The organism is Burkholderia sp. S171, assembly GCF_009766085.1.
GTDB lineage: Bacteria > Pseudomonadota > Gammaproteobacteria > Burkholderiales > Burkholderiaceae > Caballeronia.
Map to the genome: position 1 here is coordinate 1 of NZ_LMUF01000023.1, position 17165 is coordinate 17165.

Sequence of the window (17165 nt, forward strand, 5' to 3'; positions counted from 1 at the left end):
TTCTTTGCTTCGTTTCTTTGTCGCTTTGGACAAAGAAATGACGTGCTGCCACGCACAGTGGCTAACAGTGATAAAGAGAATATCCGACTCACGCAGACCACTAACGCCGAAAGCACCACCCCAGCACTGACCCCGACCGCTAACCCCAAAACCTAGCACCCCAGCATAACCCCGACCACTAACCCCAAAACCTAGCACCCCAGCATAACCCCGACCACTAACCCCCAACCCCACTACAATCAATCATGAAAAGTCTTCGCCGTCTCTTCGGCAGCAAGACGCAGATCGGGCACAAACGCGAGCAGGTCGTCGAGCGCAACCCGGCCGATTGGCGCCTGCACCGCAATAGCCGCACACGCGCGATTACGATCGAGCATCACCGGCACCGCAATAGCGATCAGCCCCTGCAAGTGCTCCTGATTGTTGATCGCGAGCAGCCGCCGGCGCGTCGTGCTCAACTCGCGGCGCAAAGCGTCCCGGTCGATGATGGTGCGTTCCGAGTACGCGCGCAACGGCAGTGTCTCGATCATCCGCTCGCGCCGCTCACGGGGCATAAAGCTCAGCAGCAGCTTCCCACTTGCAGAACAGTGCAGGGGCACATGCGAACCCGGTTGCAAATGCATCCGCAACGGCCACTCCGTCTCCACGCGGTCGACATAGACCACGTCGTTACCCGACAACATCGTCAGGTTGCACGTCTCCCCGATCTTTTCCACCAGTTGTTCGAGTAGCGCATGGCGCGCCGCCGCAGGACCGGCATGCATCAGCACGTTGACCGCAAGCGAGCGCACGCGCGGCGAACATTCATACAACCGGTCGCCAGCGCCGCGCGTGATGAGGTACGCATCCGTCAACTGCACAAGGATGCGATGCACGGTCTGCTTGGGCAGCGCGAGCGCGTCGACGAGATCGGTCAGCGAAAGAGGCCGGCCCGCCTGAGCCAATGTTTCGAGTACCCGAAACGCACGCACGGCGGCTGCGTTGGATTGATTGGACGTCGACATTCCGTCTCCTGAACGTCGTAAATTTTTATGGAGGATTTGCATCAATTTTATCGCTTTTCGGGACTACGAAATGTCCCGAAATCTGCATTTTCCTCGGCTGCAGGAGGGGTAGCGAGCGTTAGATCGGAAAACGGGACTTCGCTGTGCGCGTGGCTGAGTAGATTGCAAATCATCGTGATTCATTTAGCCGGAGCAACACGTAATGAACGGACATATCAGCGCAGCAGAAGTAGAGACGGTCGCCGTTGCCAGCAACATGGAACGGAATGTGGCGGAACAGGTTGCGCGGGCGCGAGCGGCGCAGAAAAATTTCGAGCACGCGGGGCAGGAGGTCCTGGACGCAGCGGCTGCCGCCGCGGCGTGGGCGATCATGGAGCCGGGCCGCAACCGGCGACTGGCAGACCTCGCCGTACGAGACACGGGCCTGGGCAACGCCGACGACAAGTTCCGCAAGAACTATCGGAAGACGCTCGGTCTCCTGCGCGATTTGCACAACGCTAAAACCTGCGGGGTGATCAGCGAGGATTCAGCCACAGGGATTGTCGAGATCGCGCGAGCGGTGGGCGTGGTAGCGGCGATTACGCCGTCGACCAACCCCGCCGCTACGCCCGCCAACAAGATCATCAACGCGCTGAAATGCGGCAACGCAGTAATCGTTGCGCCATCGCCGAAGGGGTATTCGTCGTGCGCGTTGCTGATCGAATTCATCCACGCGCAATTCGCCAAGGCGGGCTTGTCCCGCGATCTTGTTCAGGTACTGCCGCCACCCATCACCAAGGCTGCTACAGCCGCGCTCTTGCGCCAATGCGACCTGGTTGTCGCAACGGGATCGCAGGCCAATGTCCGCATGGCATACACGAGCGGCACGCCCGCGTTCGGCGTAGGTGCGGGCAACGTGGCGTCGATCATTGCTGCATCGGCGGATCTGAATGACGCGGCGCGGAAAATCCGGCTCTCCAAGACGTTCGATAACGCCACCAGTTGTTCGTCTGAAAACAGTGTCGTGATCGTGGAGGCGGTGTATGGGCCGACCCTCGAAGCGCTCGCTGAAAACGGCGGCGTGTTACTCGATGCGGCTCAAAAGGAACGCCTGCAAGCGGCGATGTGGACCGACGGCAAGCTCTCAGCGTGTTGCACCGCGAAATCAGCCGTTGAAATTGCGCGGCTCGCGGGTCTCGATGACGTCGCGGCCAAGGCGCCCGCTTTCCTGATGGTCGAGGAAGAGGGCTTCGGCGAGGAGCATCCGTTTTCGGGCGAAAAGCTTTCACCGGTGCTGACGGTTTACCGCGCGAGGGATTTCAACGACGCGGCGGCTGTCGTGCAACGCATCTACGCGTACATGGGCGCGGGTCACTCGGTCGGCCTGCACTCGGCCGATCCCGCCGAGGCCGTGCAACTCGGCATGAATTTGCCTGTTGCCCGCGTTATTTCCAATCAGGCGCATTGCCTCGCAACGGGGGGCAATTTCGACAATGGTCTGCCTTTTTCTTTGTCGATGGGTTGCGGCACGTGGGGCCGAAACAACTTCTCCGAGAACCTCGGCTTTCGCCATTACCTGAACATCACGCGGGTCGCGTACCCCATCGAAGAACGCGTGCCGGAGATGGACGATTTACTGGGCGATTTCTTCAGGAGGTATGGCCGATGAACACGCCTGCCACCTTGCGCGCATTGATAGACGAACGCGCCGCGCAGTTCCCCGACAAGCCCTTCCTGCTCGCGCCAGCCGACGAAGATGCCAATGCGATTTCGAATGCCAGCCGCGCGGGCGTGTTGACGTTCCGCGAATTGCGCGACGCTTGCCAGACGCTTGACGTCCGCTTTCGCGACGTGGGCCTGAAGCCGGGCGATGTTGTCTCTGTGTTCATGGGCAACGGCATCCAGACGGCCACGCTGCTCCTCGCTGCGATGTACAGCGGGCTCGTAGCGAACCCCTTGAACCTGCTGTGCCAGCCGTCGCAGGTGCGTTATATCGTCGAGCATTCCGACACGCGGGCGATATTTGTTTCAGAGGAGTCGCGAACTGCGATCACGACTGCTATCGCCGCGTTGCGCAACGAGGGTTTCAACCGCGAGATCCTGGTCGTTACCACCGAGCCTGACACGCTTGAGGCGCCGGTGTTCGCGCCACCGGAACTCGCGCTCGCCGATGCCGCAAGGGAGTTTTCGGCGCGGCCTATGACATCGCAGTTGGATACCGTCAGTGAAAACCCGCCGCATGCGGAAGACGTCGCGCTTCTGATGTACACCTCCGGCACGACCGGTTTGCCTAAAGGCGTGCTTCTTACGCATCACAACCTGATGGCGAATGCGCGCACGATCACAGCCGAGCACCGGCTCACCGCCGATGATCGCGTGCTCGCTTCACTACCGCTTTTTCACATCAACGGCTTGGTGGTGACACTTCTCGCTCCGCTGCATCACGGCGGCTCCGTCGTCGTCGCGCCACGTTTCTCCGCCCGAACGTTTTGGCGCGATGTCACGCGCCACGGCTGCACGTGGATCAACGTCGTGCCAACGATCGTCGCTTATCTGCTCAACCAGCAGGACGATCGCGCCTTCGACCTGTCAGCGCTCAAGTTTTGCCGCAGCGCGTCGGCTGCGCTGCCGGTCGAGCATCACCGGGCGTTCGAGGCACGCTTCGGTGTCGGCGTGATCGAAACGATGGGCATGACTGAGACCGCTGCTCCAGTATTTAGCAATCCATATGACATTAATAAGAGGCGAATTGGCAGCATCGGTTTGCCCTCCGGTGCGAGCGCCCGCGTGATCGACGCGCAAGGCCGCGATTGTGCCAACGACGAATGCGGCGAGATCGTGTTGTGCGGCGAACAGGTGATGAGTGGCTACTACAAGCGCCCGGAAGAGACGCGAGCGGCGTTCACTGATGACGGCTGGCTGCGCACCGGCGACCTTGGTTACCGCGATGCGGAGGGTTACTTCTATATCAATGGCCGCTCGAAGGAATTGATTATCAAGGGCGGCGAGAACATCGCGCCGCGCGAAATTGACGAGGCCTTACTGAAGCACCCGGGCGTGCTTGATGCGGCGGCGGTCGGCTTGCCGGATCCCGCGTACGGACAGGAGATTGTCGCATTCGTCGTTCCGCGCACGCTCGACGGTCCGCTCGCCCTTGATCTCGCCGATCTCAGGAATCACTGTCTGCGCGAACTCGGCCGCTTCAAGACGCCGAAAGAATTCCGCCTGATCGATGAACTGCCTCGCGGGCCGTCGGGCAAGGTACAGCGGCTGAAGTTGCTGGAGAGCTGATCCGCAAAGTCCGAACACCATCGACCCACGCAACGGAAGCACCGAACGCAAAAAACGCAATACGGAACAGGCAATACAGAAGCACCGATCACGAACGTCAAAGACGTCACATGGAAGAGACAGGAGACAGCATGGAACAGCAAGCGACGCAACCGCGGCGTATCAAGACGCGTCACATCATTCTCGCAGTCATGTGCCTGATGTATTTCATCTCATACATCGATCGCGTCAACATTGCCGTGGCCGGGCCCATCATCCGGCATGAGATGGGATTGACGTCGGGCCAGCTCGGGCTTGTGTTCTCCGCATTCGCGTATCCGTATGCCGTCATGCAAATCGTGGGTGGCTGGCTTGCCGACAAGTACGGACCCAAGCGCGTGCTGACCGTGCTTTCGCTCATCTGGGGCGTCGCGACGCTTGCGACCGGCTTTGCCGGCAGCGTGGCGATGCTCGTGGGCTTGCGCTTCATGCTTGGTGTGGGCGAGGGCGGTGCATTCCCGACGGCTACCCGTGCCTTTACCTACTGGATGCCCGTCGCCGAACGCGGCTTTGCGCAAGGCATCACGCATAGCTTCGCCCGGCTTGGCGGGGCCGTGACGCCGCCGCTCGTGCTCGCGGTGGTGGCAACAGGCGGATGGCGCGATGCGTTCATTCTGCTCGGTGTCGCCAGTCTTGCGTGGACCGTGCTCTATTTGTTCGTGTTCACGAACTCTCCCGAACAGCACCGGCGCATCACGCCGCAAGAAACGGCGGAGATCGGTTATCACGTAGGCGACTGCGACCGTGCCAAACATTGCGCGACGCCGTGGCGAAAGCTGATGCACCGCATGTGGCTGGTGACCTTCGTCGATTTTTGCTACGGCTGGCTGCTGTGGGTGTATTTAACGTGGTTGCCGTCCTATCTCAAGGAATCGCGGGGATTCGATCTCAAGCAACTCGCGCTCTTCACCGCATTGCCGCTGCTGGCGGGCGTGATTGGCGACACGCTTGGCGGAACGCTGTCCGACAAGATCTTCAAGATGACCGGCCGGCTGCGCTTCGCACGCTGTTCCGTGCTGGTAGTTGGATTGGGCGGCTCGCTCGCGTTCCTGATGCCAATGGTTAGTACAGCGAATCCCGTGACGGCCGTGCTGTTCCTGTCCGCGTCGTTCTTCTTCCTGGAGATCACCAATCCCGTGCTCTGGACACTGCCGCTCGATATCGCGGGCAAGTATGCGGGCACCGCTGGCGGCATGATGAATACCGGCTTCGGCGTAGCCGGCATGGTCTCGCCGGTTGTGTTTGGTTACCTGATCGAAACGACGGGCAGCTACAACGTGCCCTTCACCATCTCGGCGTGCTTGCTCGCAGTAGGCATGGTGGCGGCATTGTTCATCAACCCGCTGAAGACGGTCGATGCCGACGAGGAACGCGACCGCACCGAGGCCGGTTCGCTTGGCGGCGTGCCCGCGTTCTTGCAGGCAGCACCCGGCTTGCGCCTGGAGCGGCATCACCTGCGCCGGCCGTTGCGCTGGCGCAAGTGACGTTCAGCGCTTGCAGTTAGCCCTTGAGATTAGCCCTTGAGCTTGCGCAGGCGCCAGATAAGGCTCGATGTATCGTAGCGATTCCCACCGAGCGCCTGTACGTCGCCATAGAACTGGTCGACAAGCGCTGTCACGGGAAGGGAAGCGCCGTTGCGCTTCCCTTCGTCGAGACAGAAGCCCAGGTCCTTGCGCATCCAGTCGACGGCAAAGCCGTAGTCGAATTTGCCGTCGATCATGGTCTTGCCGCGATTGTCCATCTGCCAGCTTGCTGCCGCGCCTTTGCCGATTACATCGAGTACGAGCGGCATGTCGAGGCCCGACAGCTGGCCGAAATTAACAGCCTCGGACAAGCCCTGAACCAGGCCGGCGATGCAGATCTGGTTGACCATCTTCGCGAGTTGTCCCGCGCCGGCCGGTCCGATTAACGTAACGGCCGTCGCGTAGTGATCAAGGGTAGCGTGGACGCGTTCAAACACTTCCGGCGCACCGCCGCACATGATGGTGAGCTTGCCGTTTTGCGCGCCCGCCTGGCCGCCCGACACAGGCGCGTCGATGAAGGCCAGCCCGCGGGCGTCTGCAATCTCCGCCAGTTCACGCGCGACGTTGGCGGATGCGGTGGTGTGATCGACGAAGGCGGCGCCCGCGATCATGCCGGCGAAAGCGCCGTCGTCGCCTAGCGCGATGCTGCGCAGGTCATCGTCGTTGCCCACGCACGCCAGCACCAGGTCTGCCTTCGACGCGGCTTCGCGCGGTGTCCGCGCCGCCTGTCCGCCGTGCTCGGCTACCCATTGTTCGGCCTTGGCGTAGGTTCGGTTGTACACCGTGACGTCGAGGCCGGCTTTGGCAAGGTGGCCGGCCATCGGATAACCCATCACGCCCAAGCCAAGAAACGCGACACGGCGTACGGGGCTGCTTGAAGAGGAGTTTGCAGGTTCGGTCACGGGTGGATCCTTTCAGGGTCGAGAGAGAAAACTCGATTATCCCAGCGATGCGAGGCGCCTGCTGCACTGCCCCCGTCTTGAGCGCTAGGCGACTGCATCGATCCTTAAATATCAGCACCGGCGACCATTTCCCGCTACCCGGATGTACTAGAACTAGAAAGTCTTCGCAAGCGCCCGCGCAGCTTCCTGCATCCGTGGGACGAATTCGAGCGCGCGTGACAGCGGAGCCCGTGAGACGGGCGCATGCACGGCGATGGCCGCAATGCATTGGCCACTTGCATCCGTCACGGGCGCGGCCGCGCAAACGATGCCAACCACGAACTCCTCATTGTCGATACCGATGCGCTTGTGCGAGGTCCGGTCAAGTTCGGCGTCGAGTAGCTCAGGGTCGGTGATGGTGTTTGGCGTGAGCCGCTCAAATTTCAACGCGCGAACGATCGCACTGCGCTGTTCGCGCGGTTGCATTGAAAGCAGCAGCTTGCCGCTGGCGCTGCAATAAACGGGTACGTGAGAGCCAGGTTTCAGATCAAGACGCAACGGCCAGGGTGCTTCCATCCTGTCGAGATAGAGCACTTGCGCCCCGTGAAGCATGGTCAGGTTGCAGGTTTCGCCGAGATCGGCGACGAGGTGAGCGAGGATCGCATGACGCAGGCGGCGTGCGCAGGAGTGCATCATCACGCCAAGTCCCAGTTGAGCCAGGCGTGGCCCGATGACATAGGCGTTCTTCTGATCAGGTGCGCGAATCACGAGACCACTCGCTTCCAGAGAAGCCAGCATCCTATGCAGCGATGCCTTCGGCAAGCCCACGTCGTCTGCAATGTCGGCTAGCGACACCGGTCCCTCTGCGGCGACCAGATGTTCGAGCAGTGCGAAGGTGCGCAGCGTCGGGGTGTCTGCTTCCTTCATCTGCGTCATGCCGGAAAACGGGTCGTTCAAGTCGTAGGTGAAGCTTTTGGCTTCGGTCGTTTGAGCGGTGACGTGGCGGCTTTGATTGGGGGCGCCAAACTGAATTCGAGAACGCGCGTCATCGACGTCGGACAGGTCCTTGGTAGCGGTCGTTTCGGAGTAGTCGGTCGGCACGTTGAATCCGGGGTTGTCTCTGTTTTATAAATTAAACGGAACATAATATTCCGAAAAATGCATATTTATGAAAGATAAAATACCCTCGATCCACCGTCAATCCGCATTTACAATAAACGGTATGATTTGTATCCAATAATGGTGGGATTGCATGCCGAAACATGGCTGGGACCTCAAAAAAGACGACGGGCGGTTAAAATGTCGGCACGCGCTGAGGGCCTTGCCAGACGTGAACGCCTCGCAGCCTGCAAAATCACACGCTCATTGACTCTTCGTGCAGCCTTTACACGCCACACATCGATACTGGACACCCTTCCCATGAATCAATCCGCGGTCCTCAAACCAGCCGCTTCCGAAACGGGCGATCCCTTTCTCCTGACGCCCGGACCCCTGACTACCTCGTGTACTGTCAAGGCATCGATGGCACACGATTGGGGCTCGCGCGATGCGAGTTTTGTCGCGATCAACAAGGCGGTGCTCGCGCGACTCGCTGAGATTGTTCATGGCGAGGGCGACTATGTAACGGTGCCTATGCAAGGCTCCGGCACCTTTGCAGTCGAAGCCATGCTGACCAGTTTCGTGCCCCCGGCGGGCAAGGTCCTCATGCTGATCAACGGCGCTTATGGTCAGCGCGCGAAACGCATTCTCGACATCGCCCGGCGTAAGACGGTCACCCATGAAACGGCCGAAGATGCGCCGCCGGACCTGAAGAAGGTCGAGGCGATTCTGAAGCGCACGCCTTCGATCACGCATATCTTCGTGGTCCACTGCGAAACGACGTCCGGCATCCTCAATCCGATTGCCGAGATCGGCGCGCTCGCGGCCAAGTACAAAAAGGGCTATCTCATCGATTCAATGAGTGCCTTCGGCGCGCTGCCGATCGATGCGCCCGCGATCCACGCCGACGCGGTGGCCGCGTCGTCGAACAAGTGCATTGAAGGCGTGCCGGGGCTTGGCTTCGTCGTGTGCCGGCGCGACGCGCTTGTGGCAACCAAAGGCAATGCCACCACGCTGGTCCTCGACCTGCACGACCAGTGGGCGAATTTCGAAAAGACCGGGCAGTACCGGTTCACACCGCCGACGCATGTGATCGTGGCGTTTCACCAAGCGCTTCAGGAATTTGATGCGGAGGGGGGCGTTGGCGGGCGAGGGGGGCGGTATAGGAACAACTGTCGCGTTCTGGTCAACGGCATGAAGGCGCTCGGCTTCGAGCTCTTGCTGAAAGAGGATTTGCAGGCGCCGATTATCGTGACCTTCCGGATGCCCGCCCATGAGGGCTTTGTCTTCGAGCGTTTCTACGACGGCCTCAAAGCACGTGGTTATGTGATCTATCCCGGCAAGCTGACGATCGCGGAATCGTTTCGTATTGGCTGTATCGGCCGGCTTTACGAAAAGGAGATGCATGGCTTGATAGCGGCCGTACGTGATGTGCTGGATGAAATGGGTGTGAATAGTTTGACCGCCACGGCGGCTGCGTAGAGAGGAGGCTTGGTAACACGACGATAGGCTGATGCGCTTTGTCGGGCGACATGCTCGACGTAAGCGCGTTTGGTTTCCATCACGCCGTTACCGGCCACCTACCGTATGTCTTCGTCCGCCAATCCATCGCACGAGTTCGCCGAACATCGCCATGGTGGGCGGCACGGACAGATCCATCGCAAGGCAATGCCGGTAGTACGGGCTGAGATCCAGCCCAATGCCTAATCCAAGCACCTCCACATCCCGCGCGGTTTCATGGCGCGCGATAACCTCGCGCAGATGATTGTCGAGATAACTCGCGTTGTTGGCGAGGACCGTGGCGCCTTCCATGGGGCTGCCGTCTGAAATGACAATCACGATTCGTCTACGCTCGTCGCGCGCAAGCAGCCGTGTGCACGCCCAGTCGATCGCCTCGCCATCTACACCTTCGCGAAACAGATCCGCTTTGAAGAGCGCGGCGATATCGGCGCGAGCCCGCCGCCAGGTCGTGGATGCATCCTTGAACACCATGTGCGAGAGTTCACAGAGCCGGCCGGGATGAGGTGGCCGCCCACGAGCCAGCCAGTCGAGACGGGCCAGGCCCCCGTTCCAGGCGCCTGTAGTGAAACCTAGAACCTCGGTGGTCACACCTGCCTGATCAAGGGCGCGCACGAGCGTATCCACCATGACGGTCACTGCTTCAATATGCGCGCGCATCGAGCCCGAGCAGTCGATCAGGAAACTGACTGCACAATCGGCCAGCGGCGTTTTACGCTCCAGCAGGAACAAACGTCGCTCAGCAGGAGAGCTAACGAGTTGCGCAAGACGCCGGCCGTCGATGCGGCCATGTTCCTCTCCGAACGACCAGCCGTCGCGCTGTGGGATAGCCAGCGCAATGCGCAGCGCGTGGGCCAGCCGTGGCACGTTAATGCCTTGCGTCGCGATTCGTTCGTCGAGGCGTACCCGATACTCCGCAAGCAGCGACTTGCGCACGAGCGCACCCGGATAAATCTCCTGGTCGTAGCGCGTGGTAAAGATACGATAGTTGTCGCCGGGCGCCCCCGGAACGCGCCCCACGCCGGTGACGGCAGCCGCCACCGACTCGTCTTCATCGGCGGTCTCGGTGTCATCGAAATCGAACCATAACGATAACGCGGTGCGTGTGGCCTCGTCATCCGTCTCATTCGATGAATCGTCCAGCGTGTGTTGATCGCGCGCGTCGCGGATCATTTCGCTCACGAGGTGCGCCATCTGAAGCGCGTGCACCGCGAACGCACTTTGCTCCGCGCGATGCCGTCGCAGCCCCGCCAAAGAAACGCCCAGCACCGGCGCGATTGCACCACGCGTGTGTTCGATCAGGCCCTCGGTTTCTTCGAGCACGGGCCAACCCGAGAGGCGCGACCAGGAAATCTGCGCGACGGTATAAAGCAGGTTGCCGATATGGTTTTCCGCCTGTCCAGATCGATAGAACTTTCGCGACCATGCTTCGAACTGCTGACGAAGATTACTCACGAGACCCGGCATGCCGGGCGGCGTCAGGCTTTCGCAGCGCAGTTGCTCAAGCAGTTCGAACACGAGGCGCGCGACCGGATCGGTAGGACATAAGGTGCTATGCAGCGTTGCATCGGAGCGCATGAGACGCAGGGCGGCGCCATCGGCCGCACCACGCAGGGAGTCGAGGCAATTCGCCACCGTATCGCGGCGCAGATGTGGCGCATTGAGCGGCAGCGGGCGCAAGTTACGGCACAAGCGGCCGTTACGGTAGTCGAGTGCGGCATCGCCTGTGAGGGCGCGTACTGCCGATGCGCAGAGGTTCTCGCGCTGCTCGCGGCGGCGAACTGCCTGCCTGTCCGTCTCCATCAGCGAAGCTCCGTTGAGAGACTCTTTCGCTCGGACATGTCATCCAGCTCCTCGCCAAAGCAACGCTGGAAATACTCCGCAACGATCGGCCGTTCCGCCTCGTCGCACTTGTTCAGGAACGTCAGACGAAAGGCACGCGCCGGATCGTGGAAGATCTGGCAGTTCTCCGCCCAGTCGATCACCGTACGCGGTGACATGAGCGTTGATACATCGCCCGTCGTGAAGCCCTTGCGCGTGAGTTCGGCCACGCTCACCATCGATTCAATCAACGCGCGGCCGGCGGCATCGGCAAGCTCCGGCACGCGCGCGAGCACGATTCCCGCTTCTTCTGCACGCGGCAGGTAATTAAGCGTGGCGACCACATTCCAGCGGTCCATCTGCGCGTGGTTCAACATCTGGGTGCCGTGATACAGGCCATTTATGTTGCCCAGCCCCACCGTGTTGGTGGTGGCGAACAGGCGGAAGTACGGGTGCGGACGGATCACGCGGTTCTGGTCAAGCAGCGTGAACCGGCCATCGCGTTCCAGGATGCGCTGGATCACGAACATCACGTCCGGGCGGCCGGCGTCGTATTCGTCGAAGATCAGCGCGACCGGCCGCTGCAGCGCCCACGGCACGATGCCTTCCTGGAACTCCGTCACCTGCATGTCGTCGCGCACCACGATCGCATCCTTGCCCACCAAGTCGAGGCGGCTGATATGACCGTCCAGATTGATGCGCACGCACGGCCAGTTGAGCCGGGCCGCCACCTGTTCTATATGCGTCGATTTGCCCGTGCCGTGCAGCCCCTGCACCATGACCCGGCGGTTGCGTGCGAAGCCGGCGAGGATCGCCGTTGTCACTTCCGAATTGAAGCGATAAACCTCGTCGATTTCCGGAACGTGGTCGTCGGGCTCGCTGAACGCGGGCACCATCAGATCGGAATCGATGCCGAACACAGCCCGTACCGAGACCATTTTGTCCGGCTCGTTCATTGCTCCCGTCACGCCCGTTGCACCGCTCGTCGCGCCATCAGTCACTGCCGTCTCCTCTCTTGTGTCAGCGCGGCAACGTGTTTGTCTCGCGGCCGGCTTACTGGGTGTTCATCATAGCTTTCTTCTTTTTTAGATACAAATCATACCGTTTATTGTAAATGTGGATTGACGGTGGATCGATCTTATTTTATCTTTGCTCATGAAACGAGCTTTTCGGAACCTTTCGTTCCGTTTTATTGATAAATCCGGAGACACCACCATGAGCGAGCAAGACCCAGCAGCCAACAGCGCTACCGCCACCGCCGCCGCGCGCACCGGCCCCCAGGCCATGACCCCGTCTGAAGCGTTCGTTGAAACGCTCGCCGCCAACGGCGTCACCGAGATGTTCGGCATCATGGGCTCGGCCTTCATGGACGCGATGGACATCTTCGCGCCAGCCGGTATTCGTCTGATTCCCGTGGTCCACGAACAGGGCGCGGGTCACATGGCCGACGGATATTCGCGCGTCTCCGGGCGCCACGGCGTAGTGATTGGTCAGAACGGGCCGGGCATCAGTAACTGCGTGACCGCCATTGCTGCGGCTTATTGGGCGCATAGCCCGGTGGTCATCGTGACGCCTGAGGCCGGCACCATGGGTATCGGACTGGGCGGCTTCCAGGAAGCCCGCCAGTTGCCGATGTTCCAGGAGTTCACCAAGTATCAGGGCCACGTCACGCATCCCGCGCGCATGGCTGAATTCACCGGACGCTGTTTCGATCGCGCCAAGGCCGAAATGGGGCCGACCCAGCTCAATATCCCGCGCGATTACTTCTACGGCCAGATCAAGGCCGAGATCCCGAAACCCCAGAACCTGGATCGCGGCCCCGGCGGTGAACAGAGCTTGAACGAAGCGGCAGAATTGATCGCGCAGGCCAAGTTCCCGGTCATCATTTCAGGCGGCGGCGTGGTGATGGGCGATGCCATCGAGCAGTGCCAGGCGCTGGCCGAGCGTCTTGGCGCACCCGTAGTCAACAGCTACCTGCACAACGATTCGTTTCCGGCGAAGCACCCGCTGTGGTGCGGCCCGCTCGGTTATCAGGGCTCCAAGGCGGCCATGAAGCTGCTGGCGCAAGCCGATGTCGTGATCGCGCTCGGTTCGCGTCTCGGACCCTTCGGCACGCTGCCGCAGCATGGTATGGACTACTGGCCCAAGGACGCGAAGATCATCCAGATCGATGCCGATCACAAGATGCTCGGGCTCGTGAAGACAATCTCCGTGGGCATCTGCGGCGATGCGAAAGCGGCAGCTATTGCACTGAGCCAGCGGCTCGATGGCCGCACGCTGGTAAGCGATGCCACGCGTGAAGAACGCGCCCGCCAGATCGCGGCGGAGAAGGCGGCATGGGAGAAGGAACTCGACGAGTGGACGCACGAGCGCGATGCCTACAGCCTGGACATGATCGAGGAGCAGAGCCACGAGCGGCCCCCGGGCGGTGGCCGGTATCTGCACCCGCGTCAGGTGTTGCGCGAGTTGGAGAAGGCGATGCCCGAGGACGTGATGGTGTCCACTGACATTGGCAACATCAACTCGGTGGCCAACAGTTATCTGCGCTTTAACAAGCCGCGCAGCTTCTTCGCCGCGATGAGCTGGGGCAACTGCGGTTACGCGTTTCCGACCATCATCGGGGCGAAAGTGGCAGCGCCGCATCGGCCGGCGGTGTCCTATGCCGGCGACGGCGCCTGGGGCATGAGCCTGATGGAAACCATGACCTGCGTGCGTCACAACATTCCAGTGACGGCGGTGGTGTTTCATAACCGGCAGTGGGGCGCGGAGAAGAAGAACCAGGTCGATTTCTATAACCGGCGTTTCGTGGCGGGTGAACTGGATAACCAGAGCTTTGCGGAGATCGCCAAGGCGATGGGCGCCGAAGGGATCGTGGTGAATCAGCTCGAGGACGTGGGACCTGCGCTCAAGCGTGCCATCGATTTGCAGATGAATCACGGCAAGACCACGATCATCGAGATCATGTGTACACGCGAACTCGGCGATCCGTTCCGCCGTGATGCACTCGCTAAACCCGTGCGGTTGCTTGATAAGTACAAAGACTACGTGTGAACGTTCCAACTTACGGGGGCTTGGCCTTATCAGGCTCTCGTGGAACCTGACATGCTGGAAACGGGCCGCTGCCGTTTCCAGCACTAGGCTATTGTCTTTGGCAGCCGTGACTGAGTGACCCATGAAGCCGATTAACCGCATCATCGAGCGCGCCCGCGTTCATCCCATGCGCATCGTACTGAGCGAAGCGGAGGATCCGCGGGTTCTCCAGGCGGCGCAACGCGTGACCACAGAGCGCATTGCCCAAGTGATTCTGGTGGGGGATGTACCGCACATTCTGCAAGTGGCGGCCAGTGAGGGTATCGATCTGGCCGGCATCGAAATGGTGGATCCGACTACTTCGCCGCTCGGGCCATCCGTGTGCCGATGCCTCTTCGAACTTCGATCCGGCAAGGGCATGACGCTGGACGAGGCCAAGCGGGAAGTGCTTAAGCCCCTTTGCTTTGCTAACCTGATGGTGCGACTAGGTTATGCCGATGGGTCGGTATCAGGCGCGGTCAATACCACGGCCGACGTGGTTCGCACCGCGATCCAGATTATCGGCGTCGACCCGTCGTTCAAGCTGATTTCCAGTTTCTTCCTGATGATGTTGTGTGAACCCTTTCACACGCTCAAAGGCGGTCTTATCTTCTCCGATTGCGGGCTGGTCGTGGACCCGAATGCAGATGAGCTCTCGCAGATCGCGATGGCGGCAGCGGATAGCGCGCAGAACCTTCTGATGGATGAGCCGCGCGTGGCCATGCTGTCATTCTCGACGAGCGGCAGTGCCCGGCATGCAGCGGTCGACAAGGTGGTGGAAGCAACCCGCCTGGTCAGGCAGCAGCGCCCGAACCTTGCTATCGACGGCGATGTGCAGCTCGACGCGGCGCTCGTCGCGGAGATCGCTGAACGCAAGATAGACCACTCGAACGTCCACGGCCGGGCCAACGTGCTGGTCTTTCCGAGTCTGGAGGCCGGCAATATCAGCTATAAACTGGCGGAAAGGGTGGGCGGCGCAAAGGCGATCGGTCCGTTATTGCAGGGCCTTCGAAAGCCCGCCAACGATCTGTCACGCGGCTGCAGCGCAGAGGATATTTATTACGTCATTGCCGTGACCGTGGTGCAGGCGCAAGCGACCTTGGTCACCACACAAACACTCGCAGACTTACGCATCGACAGTCACCCGTTGTGATGATGCGCAGCTCGCTTCGGCGCGGCCGACCTCGCGAACAGAAACACCAGTCAGTGAACCTTTCCAGCCACCTGTAAAATCCGCTCCCGCACAATGCCGATCGCCTGCTTGAGGGCATAAACGTCCTGAAAATAACGTTGAGGCATCCTTATCTGGCTGGCGTTCGCATCGATGTTCTCGATCTCTTCGCGCCATTGCGCAATCTGGTCCGGGGTGGGTTGCGGGGTTCTCCATATTTCATCTTCCAGCGATTTGATCTCCCTATACCAGACCACGAGCCGGTTCTTAATCCGTGTCTGTGCCATGCGCGGCAATGCTTGCAGCAAGCCTATCAGCAAGGCCATGAAGGGCAGCAGGATTAGCAGCCGTCTTTCGATAAAGCTGGCCAGCCAGAACGGAAGGTATCGTTGCAGAAAAGGACGGCCGGATTTGAAGTAGCGCGTGCTTTCATCGGAGATGGGAAATTCATCGGTGTTCAGGTTGGGAAACGCGCCGAGCGGCGTGAAGTAATCTTCGCCGCCATGCACGTTTTTAGCCGCTTCCAGCAGAAGGTAGGCGAGAGCAGGGTGCAGCGTGTCCTTGGCCACGAGCAGGGCTGTTGCGGCCAGCAGGGTGACATCGGCCTGCGGAAGATCATTGACGACGCTGGTCGATGCACGCGGAAAGATGATCTTGGAGAGCGACGGGAATTTTTGCACCAGGGCGTCGGCCTGGGCAAAACTCATCAGCTTGAGATTGCTGTTCAGTAACGTCTGCTGCATGGAAGCATCGGGCCTGCCAATAAAGAAAGCCGCATCCAGCGTGCCATTTTCGAGGTCTTCATACGCCTTGGATGCATCCATTTCCAGCAGCGTGGTGTTGTCGCCGGTGATGCCGCTATAAGAGAGCAATACCTGGGCGACGTTGAGCAGGCCGCTGCCAGGAACGCCGATGGCAATCCTTTTGCCGCGTAGCTGTGCCAGCCGGTTGATGGTTATATCGGTTGTACCGCTCGCATTGCCACGATAAAACACCCAGATCGGTTCGTATGAAACGGCAGCGATCGTCTGCAAGTTGTCCGCCTCTTTCGGGCGGGTGGTGCCTGACTGGATAAAGCCAACTTCATACTCGTTGTCAGGATCCTTCAGTCGCTGATAGTTTTCGATCGAGCCCGAAGAACTGCGGATATCAAGCGTTATGCCGTCGCGCTTCAAGAGGGGCGCATACCGATCCGCAAAGCCGCGATAGATACCGTTGTCCGCCCCTGTTGTAATGACGATGGTGCGCTGGATAGCAGGCTTCAGTACGATCGCCAGCCCCCAGCCTAGAGCGGCAATCAGCAGTATGGCGCCAATGATGAGGAACCACCTGCGCCCCGGTGTCATGGGGGCTTTCTGACTGCGATGAAGCGCTGGGTTGTGCCTGGGCATTGCTCGGCCTCTCTCGTCAGGTCTCTCGTGCGCGGGCTGCACCTGAGAGCCTGTCCTTCACGGATGGATGGGCATGCTCTGGAAGGAGAGGAGGTTGAACGCTGAGGAAACGAAACCTAACGCCGTTCAACAATTTTTCTCATCGCTTATATACGTCACCTTTATCATATTATCCTTGTTAAGACTGCAAGGGCTGCCGTCGCTACGCTTGCATCACACCGGGCCGTGCTGACACGCACGCTCAATTGCAGCCTTGATTGTTGGCGGTCCTCATGCAGGTCTTTCCGGACGGGCTTTTGTAGACACCCTTGCCGTTCTTGGTCTTTGCTTCTCCGCCCTTGCTTGTCTGAGTTGTCGCTACGCCGTTCTGATTCCTGTCG

Annotated in this window: 12 protein-coding genes; 6 read left to right on the forward strand and 6 right to left on the reverse strand. The window is 60.3% G+C overall.

Features of this window, described 5'->3' with window-relative positions; translation table 11 throughout:
- Positions 1-239: 239 nt before the first annotated feature.
- Entirely contained in the window at positions 240-1004 is a 765-nt protein-coding gene (locus GSQ93_RS11445) for an IclR family transcriptional regulator (RefSeq protein ID WP_158935762.1), read from the reverse strand.
- A gap of 202 nt (positions 1005-1206) precedes the next feature.
- Between GSQ93_RS11445 and GSQ93_RS11450 the strand changes: the two genes are divergently transcribed.
- From GSQ93_RS11450 to GSQ93_RS11460, 3 genes are all read left to right on the forward strand, one after another.
- On the forward strand, positions 1207-2652 hold the full coding sequence (locus GSQ93_RS11450) for an aldehyde dehydrogenase family protein (RefSeq protein ID WP_158935763.1): 1446 nt from the start codon (positions 1207-1209) through the stop codon (positions 2650-2652).
- Positions 2649-4274: an AMP-binding protein gene (locus GSQ93_RS11455; RefSeq protein WP_158935764.1), complete on the forward strand. Its 1626-nt coding sequence runs from the start codon at positions 2649-2651 to the stop codon at positions 4272-4274. The genes GSQ93_RS11450 and GSQ93_RS11455 overlap by 4 nt, the downstream gene beginning before the upstream one ends.
- 131 nt (positions 4275-4405) lie before the next feature.
- Positions 4406-5797: an MFS transporter gene (locus tag GSQ93_RS11460; protein ID WP_158935765.1), complete on the forward strand. Its 1392-nt coding sequence runs from the start codon at positions 4406-4408 to the stop codon at positions 5795-5797.
- Between the two features lie 29 nt (positions 5798-5826).
- Here GSQ93_RS11460 and GSQ93_RS11465 read toward each other — a convergent pair whose 3' ends face one another.
- Entirely contained in the window at positions 5827-6738 is a 912-nt protein-coding gene (locus GSQ93_RS11465) for an NAD(P)-dependent oxidoreductase (protein WP_158935766.1), read from the reverse strand.
- 153 nt (positions 6739-6891) lie between these two features.
- A complete protein-coding gene (locus GSQ93_RS11470) occupies positions 6892-7644 on the reverse strand; it encodes an IclR family transcriptional regulator (protein WP_158935850.1) in 753 nt (250 codons plus the stop codon).
- Positions 7645-8136: 492 nt separating this feature from the next.
- On the opposite strand from GSQ93_RS11470, the gene GSQ93_RS11475 reads away from it, so the two are divergent.
- Complete coding sequence (locus GSQ93_RS11475) at positions 8137-9297, forward strand: 2-aminoethylphosphonate--pyruvate transaminase (protein ID WP_158935767.1); 1161 nt, start codon at positions 8137-8139, stop codon at positions 9295-9297.
- 87 nt (positions 9298-9384) lie between these two features.
- On the opposite strand, the gene GSQ93_RS11480 is transcribed toward GSQ93_RS11475, so the two are convergent.
- Positions 9385-11136, reverse strand: coding sequence for a cobalt chelatase (locus GSQ93_RS11480; RefSeq protein WP_158935768.1), 1752 nt, complete (start codon positions 11134-11136; stop codon positions 9385-9387).
- Complete coding sequence (locus tag GSQ93_RS11485; protein WP_158935851.1) at positions 11136-12110, reverse strand: AAA family ATPase; 975 nt, start codon at positions 12108-12110, stop codon at positions 11136-11138. The genes GSQ93_RS11480 and GSQ93_RS11485 overlap by 1 nt, the downstream gene beginning before the upstream one ends.
- Before the next feature lie 259 nt (positions 12111-12369).
- Between GSQ93_RS11485 and xsc the strand changes: the two genes are divergently transcribed.
- Together xsc and pta are read left to right on the forward strand one after the other, a co-directional pair.
- Positions 12370-14205, forward strand: coding sequence for a sulfoacetaldehyde acetyltransferase (gene xsc, locus GSQ93_RS11490; RefSeq protein ID WP_174254606.1), 1836 nt, complete (start codon positions 12370-12372; stop codon positions 14203-14205).
- Between the two features lie 121 nt (positions 14206-14326).
- Positions 14327-15376 (forward strand): phosphate acetyltransferase, encoded by a 1050-nt coding sequence (pta, locus tag GSQ93_RS11495; protein ID WP_158935769.1) that lies wholly within the window; start codon positions 14327-14329, stop codon positions 15374-15376.
- 50 nt (positions 15377-15426) lie between these two features.
- Here the strand turns inward: pta and GSQ93_RS11500 are convergent, their stop codons facing one another.
- Positions 15427-16740 (reverse strand): TAXI family TRAP transporter solute-binding subunit, encoded by a 1314-nt coding sequence (locus tag GSQ93_RS11500; protein ID WP_158935770.1) that lies wholly within the window; start codon positions 16738-16740, stop codon positions 15427-15429.
- Positions 16741-17165 lie beyond the last annotated feature (425 nt).